Raw genomic sequence first — 21,044 nt, 5'->3', positions numbered from 1 at the left:
GTTATCCGGCGATTTCCCCGGCGGCGCGGTGCTTGCCGGGGCTACATCTGAGGAAACATGCATGTCAGATAACCGTGTTTACAGTTACTCCGCCGTCCTGATGGGTTCCCCCATCCTCCTGAAACTCTTCACCCATGACGAAGCCCTCGCCTCCCGCGTGTTTCGACTCATCAAACAGTATGAAGATCTGCTTACCGTCAACCGTGCCCACTCGCAGGTGATGGACATCAACCACGCGGCTGGGCAGCATCCGGTCATCGTCAGCCGACCGGTGTTCGAGCTGATCCGCTGTGCAAAAGCGGCAAGCCTGCTCAAGGACAGCGCTTTTAACCTGGCGATAGGCCCGCTGGTGAAGCGCTGGAAAATTGGTTTCCGGGGTGACAGCGTTCCGCCTGCTGATGACATTGCGGCGCTGCTGGCGATTACCCGTCCTGAGGATGTCATCCTTGATGAGGCGCAGAGCAGCGTGTTTCTGGCGAGAGCAGGCATGGAGATCGACCTGGGCGCCATCGCCAAAGGCTATATCGCTGACCGGGTGCGGGATTACCTGCACAAAGAGGGGACCGAGCGGGGACTCATCAACCTGGGGGGAAATATCCAGACGTTGGGCTCACCGGAAGGGGGCTGGAGCGTCGGGCTGAAAAAACCGTTCGTCAGCGGCGCGCTGATTGGCGCGATGACGGTGGAAAACCGCTCCGTGGTGACGTCAGGAACCTACGAGCGCTTCTTTGAGCAAAACGGCAAGCGCTATCACCATATTCTCGATCCGCGCACCGGATACCCGCTGGACAACGCGCTGGACAGCGTCACCATCGTGTCAAAAGAGTCTATCGACGGCGATATCTGGACCACGCTGATGTACGGCATGGGCATAGAGAAGGGCTGCGCGGTGCTGCGCTCTCGCCCGGATATTGAAGCCATTTTTGTGACCAAAACAAAAGAAGTGGTGATCTCATCGATGCACCACTTCCGCTTTACGTTGCTGGATAATACCTACCGCGTTACTGACAGTACTGCTTAAGCAGCCCCGTCTGTTCCGGCTGGAGACGGTAACGATACACTGGCCGCCCGGTGGCACCGTAGTGAATGCTGGTGAACAGAATGTTGATTTGCGCCAGCCAGATCAGGTATTTGCGGCACGAGACGCGGGAGATATTCACCGCGCTCGCCAGGTCATCGGTGGAAAACTCCATCTCCGGGTGGGCGTCAATCCACTGGCAGATCGTGCGCAGCGTCTGCGGCGTTAACCCTTTCGGCAGCTTTTTGCTGTCCGCCAGCTCCGGCGCTCCGCCGTGGATCAGGCGGTCAACGTCGGCCTGTTCATAATACGGATGCGATTCCATCAGGTTATGCTTCGCTTTCCAGCCGTTGAGCGCCTCTTCAAAGCGCGGGAACTGGAAGGGTTTGATCAGGTAATCCACCACGCCGTAGTGGATAGAGGTCTGGATCGTGGCGGCATCGGCGGCCGAGGAGATCATAATGACATCGATCGGGCGGCCGGACGCGCGAATCACGGGCAGCAGATCCAGCCCGTTATCCTGCTGCATATAGACATCCAGTAGCACCAGATCGACCGGCTGACCGGGGTCGTTAATCATGGCCTTCGCCTGGTTGAGCGTGGAGGCGACACCGCAGCAGCTAAAGCCTTCAACACGGTTGACATACAGACGGTTGAGGTCGGCCACCATGGCGTCATCATCGACAATTAATACATTTATCACGCGATATTCCTCTCGCTATCCCAGGGGATGTGAACAAAAAATTGGGTAAAGACGCCAGGCTCAGACTCCACGGAGATCTCTCCGCCCAGGTTCTGAATCTGCTGGCGAGCAAGGAACAGCCCAACGCCGCGGTTTTCACCTTTCGTTGAGAAGCCCTTAGTAAAAATAGCCTCCAGCTGAGTGGGATCAATGCCGGGGCCATCGTCGCTGACTTCGCAACTAAGCCAGCCATTCTGATAATGCAGCAGCAGGCCGATCTCGCCTTCCTGCTGTCCTTCCATCGCGTCGAGCGCGTTTTCAATCAGGTTACCCAGCGCGGTGATCAACACCGCGACCTGCTCTTCGCTGGCGGTATCCGGTATCTGGCTTTCGTCCGCCAGCGTCAGGGTGACGCCCGCCTCTTTTGCCCGGTTGATTTTACCCAGCAGGAACCCGGCAATGACCGGCGATTTTACCTTGCTCTGGATCGTACCGATATCCGTCTGGTAATTATGCGCCGTCTGGATGATGTACTCCTCCAGCTTGTCATAGCGCTTCATATGCAGCAGGCCAAGGATCACATGCAGTTTATTCATAAACTCGTGCGTGTGGCTGCGCAGGGCGTCGACGTAGTTGACCATGCCATCAATGCGCTGCATCAGCTGGCTGATTTCCGTTTTATCGCGGAAGGTGGCGATCGCCCCGATGACCTGCTCCTGGCTTTTGACCGGCACCATGTTGCACAGCAACAGCCGACCGTTACAGCTGATCTCCTGATCCTGGCGCGCGACGCCGGTTTTTGAAATCTCACGCAGGCTGGCTAAAAGTGGTGCGCTGGCGTTTTCCGTTTGCTTGCCGGAGGGCAGGAGTAAAATTTCTCTGGCGGTGTGGTTGATCATCGTCACGCGCCCGTGAATATCGACGGCCAGTACGCCTTCGCGAAGCGACTGCAGCATCGCCTGACGTTGTTCGAAAAGGGCGGATATCTCGTAGGGTTCGAGGCCGAACAGAATGCGCTTCAGCACCCGCACCAGGCCCCAAATCGCCATCGAACTCATAAAGATACTGAATAATATCGTCCAGAGCGCATTCAGCCGCCCGCGGGCAATCTGGTCTTCCACCTTTTTGAGAGAGATACCGACCACCACCACCCCGATCTGATCGTGCTGGCGGTCATAAACCGGGGTAAAGACGCGAAGCGCTTCGGCGAGGGCGCCCCGGTTAACCGAGACATTCTCTTTACCTTCCAGGGCGGGTTCCAGATCGTTACCAATAAAATGCAGGCCAATCAGTGCTTCGTTTGGGTGCGAGTAACGAATACCGCGCATGTCGGTCACCACGGTGAGCAGCAGATCGTTGCGTTGGGTGACCGCTTTGGCGATGGGCTGAATGATGTCGGCCTGCGGGGACTGCATCAGACCTCGCTGGATCTCCGGGCTGTCGGCCAGCGTGCGGGCGATACCCAGTGCGGTGTCTTTGACATCATCGCGGGTGGCCCGGGTGATCTGAACGGAGTAGAGCGCAAAGACCAGAAGCAGCACAGAGGCAATAATCGCGCATACCATCAACGTGACCAGCGTGTTCAGTTTCATGGGGCGCTTGCGCGTCAGAAGGAAAGGCTGCAAATCGCTCATCAATACTCCGCGATGATTAACAAAGGGGTAATTATCGCTGATGACGCGCGTTTCTTAAAGCCATGTAAAGGCGTGGATTTGGTCCTCTTTTCGTGACCCTCCTCGCAGGTCATCCATATAAAACACTTTATAGTGTGTGGGTACTCATAATAAGGAGGCTGTTTATGAGCATTATGCTTACCGGTTCGGTCAAGGAAAGACGGCACGCCAGCACGATGAATATTGATAGATTGTCCACGCTGGACATGCTGAAGGTCATTCACCAGGAAGATGCACTCATTTCCGCTGCAATATCCCCCTGTTTAACGACGATCGCCCGCGTGGTGGATAACGCCGCGGCGACTCTTAGTCACGGGGGCCGTCTGGTCATTGTCGGGGCGGGGCCGTCTGGCCGTGTCGCACAACAGGCTGCCGATGAATATGCGCCGGGCAAAACCCCTGTGATTGCCGTGACGGCACAGGAAGGGGAAGGGAGCTACGAGCGTGGCGTTGCCGATCTGCAGGCCATTAAGTTTGGTGAACACGATATGATGCTGGCGGTTACCGTTAGCGGAAAAACGCCGTGGGTCTGGGGGGCAATGCGCCATGCATGGTCGCTGGGCTCTATGGTCGCCATCATAACCGGTGATGCACAAAGTGAAGCGGCGCAGCTGGCAAGCATGGTAATTGCCCCGGCGCTGGGAGCTGATGTGGTGGCAGGCTTTAGCAATACCAAAGCGGGTATTGCGCAAAAAATGATCCTCTCGATGGTCACCACCGGGCTGGCCGTGCGGACCGGGCGCGTTTACAGCAACCTGCGGGTGGATCTGGAGGCACGCAATACCAAATGGGCCGAACGACAAATTGCCATTGTGATGGAGGCGGGGGGCTGCACCCGGGCGCAGGCAAAAGCCGCGCTGGAGAGCTGTAACCATAACTGTAAAACGGCAGTCCTGATGGTACTGACCGGGCTGGATGCATGGAAAGCCCACGAACTGCTGGCGCAGAATAACGGGTTTATTCGCGTGGCGTTGCAGGAAGCGCCGTAAATTCGGCTCTTATAAATGAAAAAAAGCCCGCGAGTGCGGGCTTTAGTATTTTTGGGGAATTAGAACTGGTAGGTCATGCCTACGCCAACGATGTCGTCGGTAGAGATACCATTTGCTTCGTAGAAGCTTTCATCGTTGTCCAGCATATTGATTTTGTAATCAACATAGGTAGAGAAGTTTTTATTGAAGCTGTAAGTCATGCCCAGGTCGATGTAGTTAACCAGGTCCATGTCACCATGCTGACCCTGCGGGTTGCTGGCATTGCCAGGATAAGCCATGTCCTTGCCCTTTGAGTAAACCCATGCCAGGGATGGACGCAGGCCGAAGTCGAACTGGTACTGTGCTACCGCTTCGAAGTTCTGAGTCTGATCCGCGATACCATAATCACCATATGGTGTCATGTTGCGAGTTTCAGCGTACATCATCGCCAAATAGACGTTGTTGGCGTCGTATTTCGCGCCAAGGGTCCACGCTTCAGCTGTTTTACCGCTCGCAAAACGCGCGCTGTATTGGCCTGCTGCTTCCTGTTTGTTAGTACGGTCAGAGGAAGAGTACGCCGCACCCAGGCTCAGGCCGGACAGATCGCCCGAGAAGTCATAGGAGGTAGACATGCCGAAGCCGTCACCGTTCTGGAAGCGTACGTCTTTATGACCGTTTTTGGTGCCTTCCTGGTCTTCTTGAGCAAACTGATCTTCATTCGCCCCCTGATACTGCAGCGCGAAATTCAGACCTTCAACCAGACCGAAGAAATCACTATTACGGTAGGTTGCCAGACCGTTAGCACGGCCGTTCATGAAGTTATCGGTCCAGGTGTAAGAATCACCGCCGAATACTGGCAGCATATCGGTCCAGGCTTCAACGTCATACACCACGCCATAATTACGGCCATAGTCAAATGAACCGTATTCGCCATATTTCAGGCCAGCGTACGCCAGACGGTTGAAAGAGTTACCACCTGCGTTTTCAGTATCGTTGGCGTAGGTTTTATATTCCCATTGGCCGTAACCCGTCAGCTCATTAGTAATCTGAGTTTCGCCTTTGAAACCCACCTGTACATAGGTTTCATCGCCGTCGTCACCAGGGTTGTCAGAGAAGGTATGACGCGCATCAACTTTGCCATACAGGTCAACTTTGTTGCCGTTTTTATTATAAATTTCAGCCGCATTTGCTGCGCCAGCCATTAATAATGCGGGTACCAGAATTGCCAGAACTTTTCTTTTCATTATATATTCCCTTTAAAGATAATTTATATGAATATATGTAATCACCCTCCGTAATTACGATTTTGATACTATTCTATGGATTGTTATTTTGGTTCAAAAATAAATGTAATTAAATCGGTAAAAATATTGCAAAATATTTCTAAAGCTCTCATTATTTTTCATGTGAATTAATGAACTGAATTCATTGTGCATAATTATTATTAAGTATTTCTCATTTCTATTTTTTAAATCATTTAATTCGGCTGTGTTATAATCCACAGCCTGTTTTCGTCACAGGATAGAATGATGGAACCCATACAGTGGCAGCAGCGTTTTGAATCCTGGCTTGATGAACATCACGCCAGCGAAGACAGTGCGCATGATATTTCGCACTTCCGACGCGTCTGGATGACGGCCCGCAAAATAATGATTCATCATCAGGCCGAGCCGCTGGTGGTCCTGACCGCCTGCTATTTTCACGACATCGTTAGCCTGCCGAAAAATCATCCTGAACGCAGTCAGTCATCGCGTCTGGCGGCGCGCAAAACGCGGGACATTCTGCACCGCGATTTCCCGGACTTTCCGCCGGATCGCTTTGCCGCCGTGGAGCATGCCATCGAGGCGCACAGTTTCAGCGCGGGTATTGCGCCGCAAAGTATCGAGGCCAAAATTGTCCAGGACGCCGACCGTCTCGAAGCGCTGGGCGCGATTGGCCTGGCGCGCGTGTTTGCCGTCTCGGGGGCGCTGGGCGTGGCACTGTTTGACGCGGAAGATCCCTTTGCCGATGCGCGCTCGCTGGATGACCGGGCATTTGCCCTCGATCATTTTCAGACTAAGCTGCTGCGCTTGCCTGATACAATGCAAACCGACGTCGGGCGCGAGCTCGCGCAACATAACGCCGATTTTCTCGTTCACTTTATGGCGAAACTCAGTGCCGAATTACAGGGCGACTGCATCGGGCTGGATAGCCAGATTCAGAACCGCTTCTGTCGCAGTTTGCCCAACTGAACTGTGGTAATCTGTTCCCAGTCTTTATTCTCCGGTTAAAAGAATGCAGGAAAATCGATCAGTGACAGGGCCCGCGCCAGAGCAGGCTGAGAAATCAACGGCAACGGTGCAGGCATTACTGCGCCAGCTGCTGGATATTTATGATGTCAAAACGGTGGCGAACCAGCTGATAGCGCACGGTGAGAGCCACTGGAGCCCGGCCATCCTTAAGCGACTGCTGACCAGCGAGCGGGCAGGGCGCCGCCTGAGCGACGGTGAGTTTCGTTATCTGCAAAACCTGCTTCCGCGTCCGTCTGCCGCGCACCCGGACTATGCATTCCGCTTTATCGATCTGTTCGCCGGTATCGGTGGGATCCGGCACGGTTTTGAAGCCATCGGCGGTCAGTGCGTGTTTACCAGCGAGTGGAACAAACATGCGGTACGCACCTATAAAGCGAACTGGTACTGCGATCCGCACGAGCATCACTTCAACGCCGATATACGTGATGTCACCCTGAGCCATAAAAGCGGCGTCACGGATGAACAGGCCGCCGGGCATATTCGTCAGACGATCCCGGCGCACGACGTGCTGCTGGCTGGCTTCCCCTGCCAGCCTTTCTCGCTGGCCGGCGTATCGAAAAAGAATGCCCTCGGACGCGCCCACGGTTTCGCCTGCGATACGCAGGGAACGCTGTTTTTTGATGTGGCCCGCATCATTGACGCCCGCCGTCCGGCCATTTTTGTGCTGGAAAACGTCAAAAACTTAAAGAGCCATGACGGCGGAAAAACCTTCCGCATTATTATGCAGACCCTGGATGAGCTGGGTTACGACGTGGCCGATTCTGAGGATATGGGCGCGGATGACCCAAAAATCATTGACGGGAAACATTTCCTGCCCCAGCATCGCGAGCGCATTGTGCTGGTCGGCTTCCGCCGCGATCTCAATCTGAAGGGAGATTTTACCCTGCGGGATATCCCGTCTCTGTATCCCGAGCGTCGTCCAACCGTCGCCGACCTGCTGGAGCCTGTGGTCGACGCGAAATTTATCCTTACGCCCGTTCTGTGGAAATACCTCTACCGCTATGCCAAAAAGCATCAGGCAAAAGGCAACGGCTTCGGATTTGGCATGGTTAATCCTCACGATCCGCACAGCGTGACCCGCACCTTGTCCGCCCGTTATTATAAAGACGGCGCGGAAATCCTGATCGACAGAGGCTGGGATAAAGCGCTGGGCGAGAGGGATTTCGACGATCCGCAAAACCAGCTCCACCGTCCACGACGCCTCACGCCACGGGAATGTGCCCGGCTGATGGGCTTTGAAACGCCGCAGGGCTACAGTTTCCGTATTCCGGTGTCGGACACTCAGGCATACCGTCAGTTTGGTAACTCGGTGGTGGTGCCCGCCTTTGCGGCGGTGGCAAAACTGCTGGCCTCACGTATCCGGCAGGCGGTGGCACTCCGCCAGAGTGAGGCCGTCAATGACGGACGTTCACGATAAGGCAACGCGCAGCAAAAACATGCGTGCCATCGGCACGCGTGATACCGCCATTGAAAAGCGTCTGGCCGGATTATTGACGCAGGCGGGGTTTGATTTCCGCGTGCAGGATGCCGCGCTGGCGGGACGACCGGATTTCGTCATCGACGCGTATCAGTGCATTATCTTTACCCACGGCTGTTTCTGGCATCATCACGACTGTTACCTGTTTAAAGTTCCGGCAACGCGCACTGATTTCTGGCTGGAGAAGATTGGCAAGAACGTTGCGCGCGACGCGCGGGATCTCACCACGCTTATCGCGCAGGGCTGGCGCGTGCTGATCGTCTGGGAGTGTGCGCTGAGAGGGCGGCTAAAACTGAACGATGCCGATCTGCGCGAACGGCTGGAAGAGTGGATCTGCGGCGGCGGACACACCGCGCAGATCGACACACAGGGGATCCACGCGCTTACGGTTTCTCCACCCCGCAAGGCGTAATCACGGGCTTCGCCGGCAGTAAATATTTGCCCAGCGTCACCAGCACGACGGCAAAAACAATCACCCCTAATGCTAACCACTCAATCGGAGAGAGCGTTTCCCCGCCGAGCCCGGTACCGAGCAGCACGGCCACGACCGGGTTGACGTAGGCATAGCTGGTGGCAACCGCCGGAGACACATTGCGGATCAGGAACATGTAGGCATTGATTGCAATGAGCGAACCAAACAGCGCCAGATACCCGACCGCCAGGAAGCCCGACAGATCCGGCATGGTCGTCAGCCTTTCCCCCGTCAGCATGGAAGCCATCAGAAGCACGATCCCCGCGGCAAGCATCTCAATCGCCCCCGCCATCATGCCGGTTGGCAGTTCGATACGCGAACCGTATACCGAACCAAACGCCCAGCTCATTGAGCCGATAAGAATAATGATCGCGCCCCACGGATTGCCGCTCAGGTTACCGCCGCTGTTGAGCAGAATAATGCCCGCCAGGCCGATGCCAATCCCCAACCATTCCAGCTTGCGGGTACGGATGCCAAAAAGACGGCTGAAGCAGAGGGTAAACAGCGGTACGGTGGCAACGACCACGGCGGCGATCCCCGACGGTACGTTCTGGTGCTCGGCAATGGTCACAAACCCATTCCCTACCGCCAATAGCAGCAGGCCAATCAGGGCGGCGTTGAGCATCGGGCGCAGCGGCGGTAGCTTATGACCGCGCAGCAGCAGAAAGGCCAGCAGCAAGACGCCCGCCGAGAGGAAACGAATGCCCGCCATCATCAGCGGCGGCCAGCTTTCCACGCCGATGCGAATGACAAAGTAGGTCGAACCCCAGATGATATAAAGCGAAAAAAGTGCCCCGATGAGCGGTAGCAGTTGCCGGAAACGCATAATCCCTCACGACGAAATAAAAAGGTCGCTGATAGTAAACGCGAAAACTATCCTGCTGGCGAGCCCTTTAATTGTGTAGTTGATGTGAATTTTTTGTTGACGTGAGGTGCCTGTTTCCGCGTTTGCGCTTTTGCTCCATACTATTCACTTAATTACCAAAAAAAGAAGGATCACGATTTTGGCAGGAAGTAGCTTATTAACATTGCTGGATGATATTGCCACCTTACTGGATGATATTTCCGTGATGGGGAAACTGGCGGCGAAGAAAACCGCGGGTGTGCTGGGGGATGATTTATCGCTTAACGCTCAACAGGTGAGCGGTGTACGGGCTAACCGCGAACTGCCGGTGGTGTGGGGCGTGGCAAAAGGCTCGTTTCTGAATAAAGTGATCCTGGTGCCGCTGGCGCTGCTGATCAGTGCATTTATTCCCTGGGCCATCACGCCGTTGCTGATGATTGGCGGGGCATTTTTATGCTTTGAAGGCGTGGAGAAAGTCCTGCACTCCTTCAGCGCACGCAAGCAGAACGACACGCCGGAGATGCGCCAGCAGCGTCTGGACGCGCTGGCCGCGCAGGATCCGAAAACCTTCGAGCGCGATAAAGTCAAAGGCGCCATTCGGACCGACTTTATTCTCTCGGCAGAGATCGTCGCCATTACGTTGGGTATTGTCTCCGATGCGCCGCTGCTCAATCAGGTGTTGATCCTCTCCGGCATCGCCATTCTGGTCACCGTCGGCGTGTACGGTCTGGTCGGATTGATCGTGAAGCTGGATGATATCGGCTACTGGCTGGAGGAGAAATCAAGCGCGGTGGCAAAAGGCATCGGTAAAAGCTTACTGACGCTGGCACCGTGGTTGATGAAGAGCTTGTCGGTGGTTGGCACCCTGGCGATGTTCCTGGTGGGGGGCGGTATTGTGGTCCACGGCATTGCTCCGCTGCACCATGCGATCGAACAGTTCTCCTCGGCGCAGGGGAGCGTGGTGGCCGCTATTCTGCCGACGCTGCTTAATCTTGTGCTGGGCTTTATCGTTGGCGCTATCGTGGTGGCGGCGGTGAAACTGGTCGAGAAAATGCGCGGTTCGGCGCACTAATTGTTACCTGTTGTGGTATGCAAAAAGACTATTCCTCGTCTAAATTGAAACAGTTTCACCCTGATACAGGAGGCAGGTATGGTCTTTTTGGTCAGTGATGAAGTTAAGCCTAAGAAAGGTGGCCCACGTATGATTGTCACAGGCTATTCCAGCGGAATGGTGGAGTGTCGGTGGCACGATGGCTATAGCATCAAGCGGGAAGCATTTCGTGAAGATGAGCTTCAGCCGGGCGACGGGCAGCACAAGCGGGACAAGGCTTAATCACATAACGCCCGGCTTTGCCGGGCGTTTTTATCTCATGTACCGGGTGTAAGGCAGTAATCAGGGAGTGTGTGTGCAGCGCGATACCTTTGTTGTAAAACAATATTTTCTGCAATGGCTGCATAAGCGTAGCAATCCGGGGTTAATCGTTAATCTCTGTTTTCTTGTCGTCCTTGTCTTTTCCACCCTCCTGACCTGGCGTGAGGTGGTGGTCCTGGAGGAGGCGTATATCTCCAGCCAGCGTAACCATCTCGAAACGGTCGCCACGTCGCTGGACCGTCAGCTGCAGTACAGCGTGGACAAAATGCTGTTTTTCCGCACCAGCATGCATGATGCCTTACAGACCCCCCTGGGGTTTGATGTCCTGCGCGATGCGGTGTCTCGTTTTAGCGCCGTGCGGACGGATGAAACCTGGCAGCTGGCCGTTGATAAAAAACGCACCCTTCCCCTGAACGGCGTGTCAGATGCCTTCGTTGCAAAATCCACGCTCCTTAACCGTGATAGTGAGCGTATCAGTAATGAGATTTCTGCCGCGCTGGAAGTGGGGTATTTACTGCGCCTGGCCTCGTCGGGTGTGCAAAGTGAAGAGCGGATTATCTACGTTTCCCGCGCGGGGTTTTATCTTTCGACAGACACGCCTGATATGGCTGACGATATCAGCGCCCGCTATTACTTTCTGGTGACCCAACCCTGGTTTACCTTACACTCAGAACGCCACAATCGCGCGCGCGCGGTGCGCTGGTTTATTTCGGCGCCGTCGCCCTGGAGCAATGGGGAGCGCACGATAACGGCGAGCGTGCCCATCTATTTTGAGCATTACTGGTATGGCGTGGTAGCGATGGATTTCTCCATACACACCATGAAACGCCTGCTGACTGAGGCGACGCAGGACCGGACGGAGGGCGAGTATCAACTGTATGACACGCGTCTGAACATGATTGCCACGTCAGAAGTGGACGGCAGTCAGGTGAACCGCTTTGATGAGGTTGAAACGGCGCAAATTGCGCACGCGATTGAACACGACACCCGAGGCGGAATTCGCCTTGGAAGCCGTTTTATTAGCTGGGAGCGACTCGATCATTTTGACGGGGTGATCTTACGCGTTCATACGTTGCACGAAGGCGTACAGGGTGACTTTGGCAGTATCAGTATTGTGCTGGCCCTGCTGTGGGCGCTCTTTACCGCCATGCTGCTTGTTTCATGGCTGGTCATCCGCAGGATGGTCAGCAATATGTACACCCTGCAGCACTCCCTGCAGTGGCAGGCCTGGCACGATCCCCTCACGCGTCTGAATAACCGCGGCGCGCTGTTTGAGCGCGCAAAAGGGATTGCGGAGATCTGTCGACAACAGGGTCAGCCGTTTACGGTGATACAGATCGATCTTGACCATTTCAAATGCATTAATGACCAGTACGGGCATCAGGCGGGTGACAAAGTGCTGTCCCATGCCGCAGGGTTGATTGCCAGCGTGCTGCGCAAAAATGACGTTGCCGGGCGCGTGGGCGGGGAAGAGTTTTGCGTCGTCCTGCCGGGGAGCAGCCTGGAAGAGGGGAGAAGGGTCGCGGAGCGCATCCGGTCACGCATCAACAGCAGGGAGATCCTGGTGAAAAAGAGCACGACCGTTCGCATTAGCGCCTCCCTGGGCGTTGCCAGCGCGCAGGAAAAAGAGAACTATGTTTTTGAACAGCTGCAGTCTGCCGCGGACGACAGGCTGTATCAGGCCAAGCAGAGCGGGCGTAACCGGGTGTGCTGGAGCGATCAGGAGAAAAAGTGATCCATCCCTTCCCGCCAGCCTAAGGGACCGCTCTGCTGCGTGTGATAAGCCCGTTCAGGGCTATCATTCTGTAGCGTAATGCCCTGGCGGTTTATGCTTTTAATCACCACGGCGAAGTCGACGCTGTCCAGCAGCGGCGCATCGTTTGGGCCATCCCCCAGCCCCAGTGTGGTGGGGACACAATCTTCCTGCTCGCGGTACTGCGCAATCAGCCAGTTAACCGCCACGTCTTTACCGCAGCGTGCATCCAGAATGTGCCAGAAACGGGCGCCCTGTAGACATTTCAGACCCCTTTGCGCCAGCGCCTCTTCAAAGCGGACCATTGCGTCGTCGGTATCACGCCAGATGAGCGTGACAGAGGCGTCGTGTTTGCGTGCAAGCGCCGCACGGTAGCGCGTCAGCCCGGTCCATTCGCTGATGACGCGTTCGTTCACGTCATCAAACGTGACGAATTTAAAGCCTGCCTGCTGGCGGATTTGCTCAATAAGCGGATGAATTTCCCGATGCGTCATCCCTGCGATCTGGCGCTGCCCCCTCTCCCAGCGCACATCAGGCTGAATGACCGCGCCGTTCTCAGCAATAAAAGGTAACCCCTCCAGGCCCAGATCCTGTTGGATATCCAGCATCTCTGCGGCACTCTTGCTGCTGCACAGAATCACCGGCACCTGATAATCCTGCAGTTTGTCCAGCCATGGCATCGCGGGTTGCCACTCGTAGGTATGAAAGTCCAGAAGCGATCCATCCAGATCGGAAAAAACCAGCAGGGGACCCTGAAGTGAAAGCATGATGACTCCTGAAAGCGCACGCGCCTCTACCTAAGAATATTCTTAAAAAAATACTGAAGGGAAAACCGTCTTTATAAGACGCGATTCAGCCAAAGCCGCATTCACCGTGCGTTATTGCTCATAACAAAAATGATTATGTTAAAAATATTATATTCGCCGTAAGAATATATGCTTGTCAGACAAAATCGTTGGGGATAGTGTGGTTTGTACATCAGATTTCCTGGTGTAACGAATTTTCAAGTGCTTCTTGCATAAGCAAGTTTTGATCCCGGCCATCCCCATGACCGGGATTTTTTTCGCGCTATCGATTGGCTTCAGACACGCTAAAGTCGTGTATATCAAGCTCGAAGGCCTCCGCCAGTTCGCGGTAGGTATGGTAATCCCTCCCGTTCACCATCACCCTCTCGGAATCATCCTCTGCACGACGTACTTCGGATTCACTGATCTCATTGATGGCGGCCAGCAGGGCATCGACATCCACTTCGACTTCGCGCTTGATGGTGTCGCTATACGCTTTGTTGGTCTTCATTACGGGGTACCTCATATAAACGTGTCCACGGTTAAGTATAGACCGCACACAAAAACGGCATTCGCATCCGTCAGCGATGTCAGCGCATGCGTTTTGTTCTACACTGGCTCAAAACCAGAGGAGGAATGTATGAAGGTCAACGATCGGGTTACCGTTAAAACGGACGGTGGGCCGCGCCGCCCGGGGGTGGTACTGGCAATTGAAGAGTTCAGTGAGGGGACAATGTACCTGGTATCACTGGAAGACTACCCGCTCGGCATCTGGTTTTTTAATGAACTGGGGCATCCGGACGGCATTTTTGTCGAAAAAGCGGAGTAACACAGCGTCGGGTGGCATTGCGGTTGCCCGACAACGCCCACATAAGCAAAAATCTCTGGCCTGGCCAGAGATCAAAGGTAGGGTGCAAAGGGGTTTAAGCCACTAACGCATGTTGACGAAAATCCCGTTCGTCACATTATCGGTCAAACGTACCACGTGATAGATCACTTGCTTATTATGCGTTTTAATTTTCCTTTTAATATTTCCTTTATGTGATGAAACGGTTTTTGCTTTAATATTCATCTGGTCAGAGATCTGAATAGTTCCTTGTCCTGCCATCCACATTCGCAGCATACTTGATTCAGTCCTGCTTAATGATAGGGTGGGTAAGTTAACCGCTCCTACATTTTTAACTTCTTTATTCAAATAATCACCCAGAATGTCATCCAGCGACTCGGGCTTAATCGACTTAGAACTGATCAATAAATTTTTACGGACCAACAAATACTCATCGAAATGGATATTCGCGATCGCCATAAAAACAATAAACAGAGTTTTTGGATGCTGATTAATGATTTGCTTAATGTGCTGACTGTTGGCTGGATCGTGAATGAAACAGTCCTCATTAATAAACACCACGCCTGGTTTTAGTTCGTCACAAGCGGCTGCGAGTTCGTCAACGGTGTGTGCATCGTTGATGTCTCTCTTTCTTACCCCTCTGCTTGCCAGGTACCCGGTTAACCCTAGCCGGGTGTAGCTGCATAAATCCATAATGATCGTTGACATGGCATACCCTCACTCAATGCGTAACGATAATTCACCATCTGCCTGAGAGCTCAAAACAGCCATACGGGATGGAAAAAAATAATAAACCTGTGAGCATGACAAAGACTTTCAGGCGGACTCACTATCCCGTAAAGTTACGTATAATTTGCCAGGAATCTTCTTAAAGTAAAGTAAATATTAAGTATTGTGAGGTGGTTAGAAACAATTAAACCCCGTCAGATATATCCTGGAAGATGTTTTTCATGTTTTATTTTAGGAATATCCTCAGAAAGACAATATCAATCGTGAGGACTATTATTTACGTGGCAGCTCGCTGACAATATCAGCTAACAGATTGAATATCTCGCCGAATAAGTGTTCACAGAAGGGGGCGATAAGGGGCATCAGTAATGACATTAATAAAATTCCGACCGTCAACGTCAGCGGAAAACCGATCACAAAGATGGAGAGCTGCGGTGCCATGCGGTTCAACAGACCTAATGCCAGGTTGACGGTCAGGAGCAGGGTGATAATCGGCAACGCCAGCATCAGGCCGTTGAGGAAGATCAGCCCCGCCGCGCGGGTGAGCGCGAGAAAGGCATTGCTGTTGACCGGGTTTTCACCAATCGGCAGCGTATGAAAAGTATCCACCAGCATGGAGATAAGCCACAGATGACCGTTAAACGACAGGAACAGCAGCATGGCGAGCAGATCGATAATGCGCGCCAGCACCGGCATATTGAGGTGGCTGCCGGGGTCAACAAACGTGGCGAACGATAAGCCCATCTGCAGGCCAATCAGCTCCCCGGCCGTGCGAACGGCGGCAAAGGCGAGCTGCATGGTAAAGCCTACGGCAACGCCAATCATCACCTGCTGTAATGCCACCCACACCGCATTCGCCGAGAAGATCGGAATATCCACCGGGGGAAGGGAAGGGGCGACGATGATGGTGATGATAATGCCCAGCCCCACTTTGACACGCTTGGGGATCGATTTCTCACTGAGAATCGGGGCGGTGGTGATCAGCGCCAGAATGCGCAGCATCGGCCAGAAATAGACGCCGAGCCACTGAACCCACTGGTCGCTGGTGAAGTGCAGCATCGTCAGGTCAGCCGATGATGTACGGCAGATTGGTAAACAGGTTGCGCATATAGTCCAGCAACAGGTTCAGCATCCACGGTCCGGCCACGATAATCGCCACGAATACGGCGATGATTTTTGGAATGAAGGACAGCGTCATTTCGTTAATCTGCGTGGCGGCCTGCAGAATACTGATAATCAGACCGGTAACCAGCGCGACAAGCAGCAGGGGAGCGGCAACGGCAATGGCGATTTTCATCGCTTCCGTGCCCATCATCATGACCGATTCGGGTGTCATTGCCGTTCCTTAACTGTAGAAACTCTGCGCCAGCGAACTGACCAGCAGCTGCCAGCCATCGACCAGTACAAAGAGCATGATCTTAAAGGGCAGGGCAATGGTTGCGGGCGGCACCATCATCATCCCGAGCGCCATCAGGACGCTGGCGATCACCAGGTCGATAATCAGGAACGGAATAAAGATGGTAAAGCCAATCTGAAACGCCGTTTTCAGCTCGCTGGTGACGTAGGCAGGCAGCAGAACGCGCATGGGTACCGCTTCCGGCCCCTGCAATTCGCCGGTATTGGACAAGCGGACAAAGAGTGCCAGATCCGCTTCGCGCGTCTGGCGCAGCATAAATTCCCGCAGCGGCTGTGCGCCTTTATCCAGCGCCTCCTGCATGGAGATTTTATCTTCGCTGAACGGCTGGTACGCGTCGGTATAAATCTTATCGATGACCGGCGACATAATGAAAAAGGTCAAAAACAGCGCCAGCCCCAGCAGCACCTGGTTTGGCGGCGCGGAAGGGGTACCGAGCGCGTTTCGCAGCAGACCAAAGACGATAATGATGCGGGTGAAGCTGGTCATCATCAGCAGGATGGCCGGGATAAAGGTCAGCGAGGTGATGAATACCAGCGTCTGCACCGGGAGCGACCAGCTCTGACCGCCACCGGCAATGGGCGTTGAGACCAGACCGGGCAGTTGCGCATAAACCGCGGGAGCAAACAGGCCAATGCCCGCAAGCGTAAGGGATAACAAACGGCGCATCAGGATCTCCCGGAACGCTTAAGCAAACTCTTCATGACGGACTGAAAATCCGCAGGGGCTTGTGCGCGCTCCTCCACCGTGACAGGGGCGGGCGGCAGTTTATGTAATACGTTGATGTTCGAGGCGGTGACACCCAAAACCAGACGCGCATCGTCCACCTCGACGATAACCACGCGTTCACGCGGCCCCAGCGTGGTGCTGGCGCTCACCTTCAGGCCGCGGGTGCCGGCGGTTTTACCCGCCAGACCAAAACGCTTCGCCAGCCAGGCGGCGATAAGAATAAAGGCAATAATACCGAACAACGCCCCGCTCACCTGGAGCAGCGGGGAACCGGGAACGGCAGACGGTTGCGATAGTGTTGCCTGGGTTTTCATACTTATCGGCTCAGACGACGCATACGTTCAGATGGGGTGATGATGTCCGTGATACGCACGCCGTATTTATCGGCAACCACCACCACTTCACCCTGGGCAATCAGATAACCGTTGATCAGAATATCCAGCGGCTCACCCGCCAGACCATCAAGCGCCACGACGGAACCCTGCGTCAGACGCAGCAGCTCTTTAATGGTCATCCGGGTGCGTCCCAGTTCAACGGTCAGCTTGACCGGGATGTCCATAATCAGGTCGATATCCTGCAGCGTGCCGCTGACGTCACCGCCGCCGAGCTGCTGGAATACCGCATCCGCTGCGCTTTTCGTTGGGGTCGCTTTTTGTTCGTTTAACGCGTCAGCCCACAGATCGTCCAGTGCTCCGCTGTTTTCATCGGACGGATTGTTCATGTCACTCATTTGGGCTGTTCCTCATTCAGCGAATTCAAAATCGGGTTGATCAAGTGCTCAACGCGTAACGCATACTGACCGTTAATCGTGCCGTACTGGCTTGTCAGCACGGGGACACCATCCACATGGGCAATAATGCGGTCGGGTTTGTCTATCGGCAAAACGTCGCCGGGTTGTAATTTCAGGATCTGGGATAACCGCATTGAGATGTCGGCAAAGTTAGCCACCAGCTCAAGCTGTGAGTGCTGGACCTGGCGAACCAGGTTTTCACGCCAGTTCTGATCTTCGTTGCGTGAGTTTTCCAGCGGCGGGTTAACCAGCAACTCGCGCAGCGGTTCAATCATGCTGAACGGCAGACAGATATTGAACTCGCCGGTCAGGTTACCGATCTCAACGTGGAACGGCGTGTTGACGACGATATCGTTCGGGGAGGTGGTGATATTGGTAAACTTCACCTGCATCTCGGAACGAACGTATTCCACTTCCAGCGGGTTAATCGCTTTCCACGCGTCGCTGTAGGACTCCAGCGCCAGCTTCAGCATGCGGTTGATGACGCGCTGTTCGGTGTGGGTGAACTCACGACCTTCTACTTTGGTCGGGAAACGCCCGTCGCCGCCGAACAGGTTATCCACCGCAATGAACACCAGGCTTGGCGAAAACACGACCAGACCGGTGCCGCGCAGCGGCTTCAGATGAATCAGGTTAAGGTTGGTTGGCACCGGCAGGTTGCGGGCAAACTCGTGATACGGCTGAATGCGGATCGCACCGACCGTGATATCCGGGCTACGACGCAACAGGTTGAACAGCCCCATACGGAACTGACGTGCAAAACGTTCGTTAATGATCTCCAGCGCCTGCAGACGTTCACGTACCACGCGGCGCTGGGTATTCGGATCGTAGGGACGAATATTGTCGTCACCCGTTAGGCCCGGTTGCGGATCATCGTTTTTATCGCTGTCGCCGTTAAGCAGCGCATCGATTTCTGCCTGAGAAAGAATACTGTCGCCCATGTCGTTACCGCAGAATGAAGGCTGTATACAGAACGTCAGTGACTTCCTGCTTAGGTTGACCGTTTACCAGCGGGGTGGCCAGCGTCTCTTTGATGGCGTCGACCAGCTTTTGCTTACCCACGTCGGTGGCCAGCGCGGAGGCGTCCTGACGAGAGAACAGCAGAAGAAGGCGGCTACGCACTTCCGGAAGATAATCATTCAGGCGCGCGCGGGTGGCTTCATCCTTCAGGCGCAGCGTAATACCGACATACAGCACACGATCCGCATCACCGAGGTTAACGGTGAAGGTGTCCAGAGGGAAAAAGACCGGCGCCGGCGGCGGTGCGGGTTCGGCTTTGGCGGCAGCGGTTGAAGGTTCCTGCTGCATACGCCAGTAACTATAGCCCGCGGTAGCGCAGGCGGCGAGCGTGATCAACACCAGCAGCGGGATCCAGATGGAACGCTTACTTTTTTTGGTGATAGCGGAGTCTGTCATCTGATACGAGCTTCCTGTTTCGGTACAGCTTAATAAGGTGATTATCCCGTGTCCTGCCGTCGTCAAAGCGTGGAAAAGACGGGGATAATCACGCTACCTCTGGCGTTTAGGCGAAGATGTCTACGGCGCTGTTACCGCGCGCCGCGGATTGCAGGGCGGCAGGGGTGGGCAGTAGCTCCTCGCTCTCTTCATTAAATCCGCCGTTGTGACCGGAACGTGAAGCCTGATGCTGCTGCGATGAGGATTGCTGTTGGCCGGCAAAGCTTTCGCTGCTGACGCTGCTCTGAGAGAGCTGAATACCGTTCTCTGCCAGTGACGTCCGCAGGACAGGCAGTGCCGCTTCCAGCGCCGCGCGCACGTGGCTGTGTGCCGAGACCATCTGCAGCTGCGCCTGGTTATCATCCAGTTTAAGCGAGATTTGCACCTGGCCCAGATCTTCCGGGTGCAGGCGCAGCTCCGCAGTCTGTTGCCCCTGCTTAGTGAACAGCGTGATGTGCTGGCTCAGGGACTGCTGCCATTCGTGAGTACCCAGCGGCTGGCTTAACACCGGCGCGGTGGCAACGGTGGCGGCAGGCTGGCTGGTGGCATGACTGGACATGATCGGCGCCAGTGTAGCCGTGGGTGAGGATGATGAAGAAGAACTGGCGAATTCCTGCTTCTCTGCCGCAGCGGCCACGACCGGAGTGACTGGCGCATTGGCGGAGAGATCCGGGCCGTTGTTTTTCGCCTGACTCTGATAAGGTGCGGAAAGCTGCGCTTTATCGTGGTCTCCCGCTACCGCGTTCAGGGGGGAGTGGCCCGCTGCGTTTGGCGAAAGCGTCGCTGAACTCAACGTTGAGGTTGCGGAAACGCCGTTACTGCCCGCCGCGTGAGGCGTGCTGGTCTGCTGGTGCGGCAGCATTGCCATCAGCGCGCTTAATCCGGCCAGCTCTTCTTCGCTCAGTTCGCTTTTGCTGTCATCCTTGCTGTTGGCCGCATTGAGCGTTTTCAGGGCATCGCCCTTTGACAGCGGCACCAGCCCGGAAATCAGGGTTTCAGGCGTGGCAAGCTGCGCCGTTTCATCGCCACTCAGGGCTGGCTGACGCGCGAGCAGGTCGGCAATTTTGGCCTGCAGCGCGGTATCGCCTTTGGCGTCCTGAGCGACTTTTGACAGCTTACTGCCAGCGGCTTTCAGGTCAGCCAGGGTCAGCGGCGCATCTTTGCCCTTGCCCGTCGCGTCCGTCAGGGCACCCGTCAGCAGGGAGAGAAAGTCTTGCGCACCGTCGGTGCCTTTCCCTGTTTGCATCCCGCCCGACAGGTCGCTGTCGCTCATCAGCAGTTGTTGCAGTGTGATCATTCCGGTTTCCTCATTGATGCGCGCTGGGCAAACTCATCCATTTTTTTCTGATCCAGACGGTTTTCCGCCAGGGTCGCGGCTGCGATCTGCCGGTCCTGTAAGGTTTGCCAGGCCTGCAGCCGCTGTTTTTTCTCACGCCAGAAATTCAGCGCGGTATCGACTTTTTGGGTCCACTGGTTAAGCTGCTGGCGGTGCTGCTCTATCGCCTTCTCCAGCGTCTGGATAAACTGCTGATAGTTAATCCACCGCTGGCTTCCAATGCCCTGGGTCATATCGGTATTGAGGTTGGTGCGATACTCATGCTGATAGTCGATTAACATCTTCAACTGTTCTTCAGCCTGCTGGCACCCGCGTCGCATTGCGCCAAGCTGCAATGCGGCATCATCAACTTCTTTTTCAGCCAGATCTTTCAGCGTTGATAACGCGCTGTTTTGCGCCATGACCTTCG

At 54.9% G+C, this 21,044-nt stretch carries 24 protein-coding genes and 1 pseudogene; 9 read left to right on the top strand and 16 right to left on the bottom strand.

The features are described 5' to 3' along the window. Positions 1-61: 61 nt before the first annotated feature. The gene (locus ABFI50_RS01125) at positions 62-1,021 is read left to right on the top strand and encodes an FAD:protein FMN transferase (RefSeq protein ID WP_088126595.1); all 960 of its coding nucleotides are present in this window, start codon (positions 62-64) and stop codon (positions 1,019-1,021) included. Here ABFI50_RS01125 and dcuR read toward each other — a convergent pair. Continuing rightward, positions 1,002-1,721, bottom strand: coding sequence for a two-component system response regulator DcuR (gene dcuR / locus ABFI50_RS01120; protein WP_014884414.1), 720 nt, complete (start codon positions 1,719-1,721; stop codon positions 1,002-1,004). The genes ABFI50_RS01125 and dcuR overlap by 20 nt on opposite strands. Beyond that, positions 1,718-3,334: a sensor histidine kinase gene (locus ABFI50_RS01115; protein WP_045269261.1), complete on the bottom strand. Its 1,617-nt coding sequence runs from the start codon at positions 3,332-3,334 to the stop codon at positions 1,718-1,720. Before ABFI50_RS01115 ends, dcuR begins: the two co-directional genes overlap by 4 nt. 164 nt (positions 3,335-3,498) lie before the next feature. On the opposite strand from ABFI50_RS01115, the gene ABFI50_RS01110 reads away from it, so the two are divergent. Beyond that, a complete protein-coding gene (locus ABFI50_RS01110; RefSeq protein ID WP_014884412.1) occupies positions 3,499-4,362 on the top strand; it encodes an N-acetylmuramic acid 6-phosphate etherase in 864 nt (287 codons plus the stop codon). A gap of 59 nt (positions 4,363-4,421) precedes the next feature. Here the strand turns inward: ABFI50_RS01110 and ompC are convergent, their stop codons facing one another. Continuing rightward, positions 4,422-5,585 (bottom strand): porin OmpC, encoded by a 1,164-nt coding sequence (ompC, locus tag ABFI50_RS01105; protein WP_045269260.1) that lies wholly within the window; start codon positions 5,583-5,585, stop codon positions 4,422-4,424. Positions 5,586-5,870: 285 nt separating this feature from the next. Between ompC and ABFI50_RS01100 the strand changes: the two genes are divergently transcribed. The 3 genes from ABFI50_RS01100 to ABFI50_RS01090 all read left to right on the top strand — a co-directional run bounded on the left by ABFI50_RS01100 (position 5,871) and on the right by ABFI50_RS01090 (position 8,521). Further along, positions 5,871-6,572 (top strand): phosphohydrolase, encoded by a 702-nt coding sequence (locus tag ABFI50_RS01100; RefSeq protein ID WP_045269259.1) that lies wholly within the window; start codon positions 5,871-5,873, stop codon positions 6,570-6,572. Positions 6,573-6,633: 61 nt separating this feature from the next. Next, positions 6,634-8,049, top strand: coding sequence for a DNA cytosine methyltransferase (locus ABFI50_RS01095; RefSeq protein ID WP_045269258.1), 1,416 nt, complete (start codon positions 6,634-6,636; stop codon positions 8,047-8,049). Continuing rightward, positions 8,030-8,521 (top strand): very short patch repair endonuclease, encoded by a 492-nt coding sequence (locus ABFI50_RS01090; RefSeq protein WP_023330822.1) that lies wholly within the window; start codon positions 8,030-8,032, stop codon positions 8,519-8,521. Before ABFI50_RS01095 ends, ABFI50_RS01090 begins: the two co-directional genes overlap by 20 nt. Here the strand turns inward: ABFI50_RS01090 and yedA are convergent. Beyond that, on the bottom strand, positions 8,493-9,407 hold the full coding sequence (gene yedA / locus ABFI50_RS01085) for a drug/metabolite exporter YedA (protein ID WP_045269257.1): 915 nt from the start codon (positions 9,405-9,407) through the stop codon (positions 8,493-8,495). The genes ABFI50_RS01090 and yedA overlap by 29 nt on opposite strands. A 178-nt stretch (positions 9,408-9,585) precedes the next feature. Here yedA and ABFI50_RS01080 point away from each other — a divergent pair, with 178 nt between their 5' ends. The 3 genes from ABFI50_RS01080 (at position 9,586) to dgcQ (ending at position 12,532) form a co-directional block, all read left to right on the top strand. Beyond that, positions 9,586-10,497, top strand: coding sequence for a DUF808 domain-containing protein (locus ABFI50_RS01080; protein ID WP_014884406.1), 912 nt, complete (start codon positions 9,586-9,588; stop codon positions 10,495-10,497). 78 nt (positions 10,498-10,575) lie between these two features. Continuing rightward, a complete protein-coding gene (locus tag ABFI50_RS01075) occupies positions 10,576-10,758 on the top strand; it encodes a DUF2158 domain-containing protein (RefSeq protein ID WP_008500307.1) in 183 nt (60 codons plus the stop codon). 73 nt (positions 10,759-10,831) lie between these two features. Then, the gene (gene dgcQ, locus ABFI50_RS01070; RefSeq protein ID WP_045269255.1) at positions 10,832-12,532 is read left to right on the top strand and encodes a cellulose biosynthesis regulator diguanylate cyclase DgcQ; all 1,701 of its coding nucleotides are present in this window, start codon (positions 10,832-10,834) and stop codon (positions 12,530-12,532) included. Here dgcQ and ABFI50_RS01065 read toward each other — a convergent pair. Both ABFI50_RS01065 and yodD read right to left on the bottom strand, forming a co-directional pair. After that, the gene (locus tag ABFI50_RS01065) at positions 12,517-13,317 is read right to left on the bottom strand and encodes a mannosyl-3-phosphoglycerate phosphatase-related protein (RefSeq protein ID WP_045269254.1); all 801 of its coding nucleotides are present in this window, start codon (positions 13,315-13,317) and stop codon (positions 12,517-12,519) included. The genes dgcQ and ABFI50_RS01065 overlap by 16 nt on opposite strands. A 301-nt stretch (positions 13,318-13,618) precedes the next feature. Then, positions 13,619-13,846, bottom strand: a complete 228-nt coding sequence (gene yodD / locus ABFI50_RS01060) for a YodD family peroxide/acid resistance protein (RefSeq protein ID WP_014884403.1) — start codon at positions 13,844-13,846, stop codon at positions 13,619-13,621. A gap of 129 nt (positions 13,847-13,975) precedes the next feature. Between yodD and dsrB the strand changes: the two genes are divergently transcribed. Further along, a complete protein-coding gene (gene dsrB, locus ABFI50_RS01055; protein WP_013097741.1) occupies positions 13,976-14,164 on the top strand; it encodes a protein DsrB in 189 nt (62 codons plus the stop codon). Between the two features lie 102 nt (positions 14,165-14,266). Here the strand turns inward: dsrB and rcsA are convergent, their stop codons facing one another. The 10 genes and pseudogenes from rcsA to fliJ form a co-directional block, all read right to left on the bottom strand. Then, entirely contained in the window at positions 14,267-14,890 is a 624-nt protein-coding gene (gene rcsA / locus ABFI50_RS01050) for a transcriptional regulator RcsA (protein WP_008500313.1), read from the bottom strand. 278 nt (positions 14,891-15,168) lie between these two features. After that, positions 15,169-15,970: pseudogene (gene fliR / locus ABFI50_RS01045) on the bottom strand (flagellar biosynthetic protein FliR). 7 nt (positions 15,971-15,977) lie between these two features. Then, the gene (fliQ, locus tag ABFI50_RS01040; protein ID WP_008500315.1) at positions 15,978-16,247 is read right to left on the bottom strand and encodes a flagellar biosynthesis protein FliQ; all 270 of its coding nucleotides are present in this window, start codon (positions 16,245-16,247) and stop codon (positions 15,978-15,980) included. Between the two features lie 9 nt (positions 16,248-16,256). Next, on the bottom strand, positions 16,257-16,994 hold the full coding sequence (fliP, locus tag ABFI50_RS01035; protein ID WP_014884401.1) for a flagellar type III secretion system pore protein FliP: 738 nt from the start codon (positions 16,992-16,994) through the stop codon (positions 16,257-16,259). After that, a complete protein-coding gene (gene fliO, locus ABFI50_RS01030) occupies positions 16,994-17,368 on the bottom strand; it encodes a flagellar biosynthetic protein FliO (RefSeq protein WP_014884400.1) in 375 nt (124 codons plus the stop codon). The genes fliP and fliO overlap by 1 nt, the downstream gene beginning before the upstream one ends. Before the next feature lie 2 nt (positions 17,369-17,370). Continuing rightward, complete coding sequence (fliN, locus tag ABFI50_RS01025) at positions 17,371-17,784, bottom strand: flagellar motor switch protein FliN (RefSeq protein ID WP_014884399.1); 414 nt, start codon at positions 17,782-17,784, stop codon at positions 17,371-17,373. Beyond that, positions 17,781-18,785, bottom strand: a complete 1,005-nt coding sequence (gene fliM / locus ABFI50_RS01020; protein WP_014884398.1) for a flagellar motor switch protein FliM — start codon at positions 18,783-18,785, stop codon at positions 17,781-17,783. The genes fliN and fliM overlap by 4 nt, the downstream gene beginning before the upstream one ends. 4 nt (positions 18,786-18,789) lie before the next feature. After that, the gene (fliL, locus tag ABFI50_RS01015; protein ID WP_014884397.1) at positions 18,790-19,260 is read right to left on the bottom strand and encodes a flagellar basal body-associated protein FliL; all 471 of its coding nucleotides are present in this window, start codon (positions 19,258-19,260) and stop codon (positions 18,790-18,792) included. A 106-nt stretch (positions 19,261-19,366) separates the two neighbouring features. Next, positions 19,367-20,596, bottom strand: a complete 1,230-nt coding sequence (fliK, locus tag ABFI50_RS01010; RefSeq protein ID WP_045269878.1) for a flagellar hook length control protein FliK — start codon at positions 20,594-20,596, stop codon at positions 19,367-19,369. Further along, positions 20,593-21,036 (bottom strand): flagellar export protein FliJ, encoded by a 444-nt coding sequence (gene fliJ / locus ABFI50_RS01005; RefSeq protein WP_014884395.1) that lies wholly within the window; start codon positions 21,034-21,036, stop codon positions 20,593-20,595. The genes fliK and fliJ overlap by 4 nt, the downstream gene beginning before the upstream one ends. Positions 21,037-21,044: the final 8 nt, after the last annotated feature.

The organism is Enterobacter sp. HNDS-6 (assembly GCF_039850505.1).
Lineage (GTDB): Bacteria > Pseudomonadota > Gammaproteobacteria > Enterobacterales > Enterobacteriaceae > Enterobacter > Enterobacter kobei.
The sequence above is the reverse complement of the archived record's forward strand: the minus strand, read 5'-3'. Positions and strand labels throughout refer to the sequence as shown.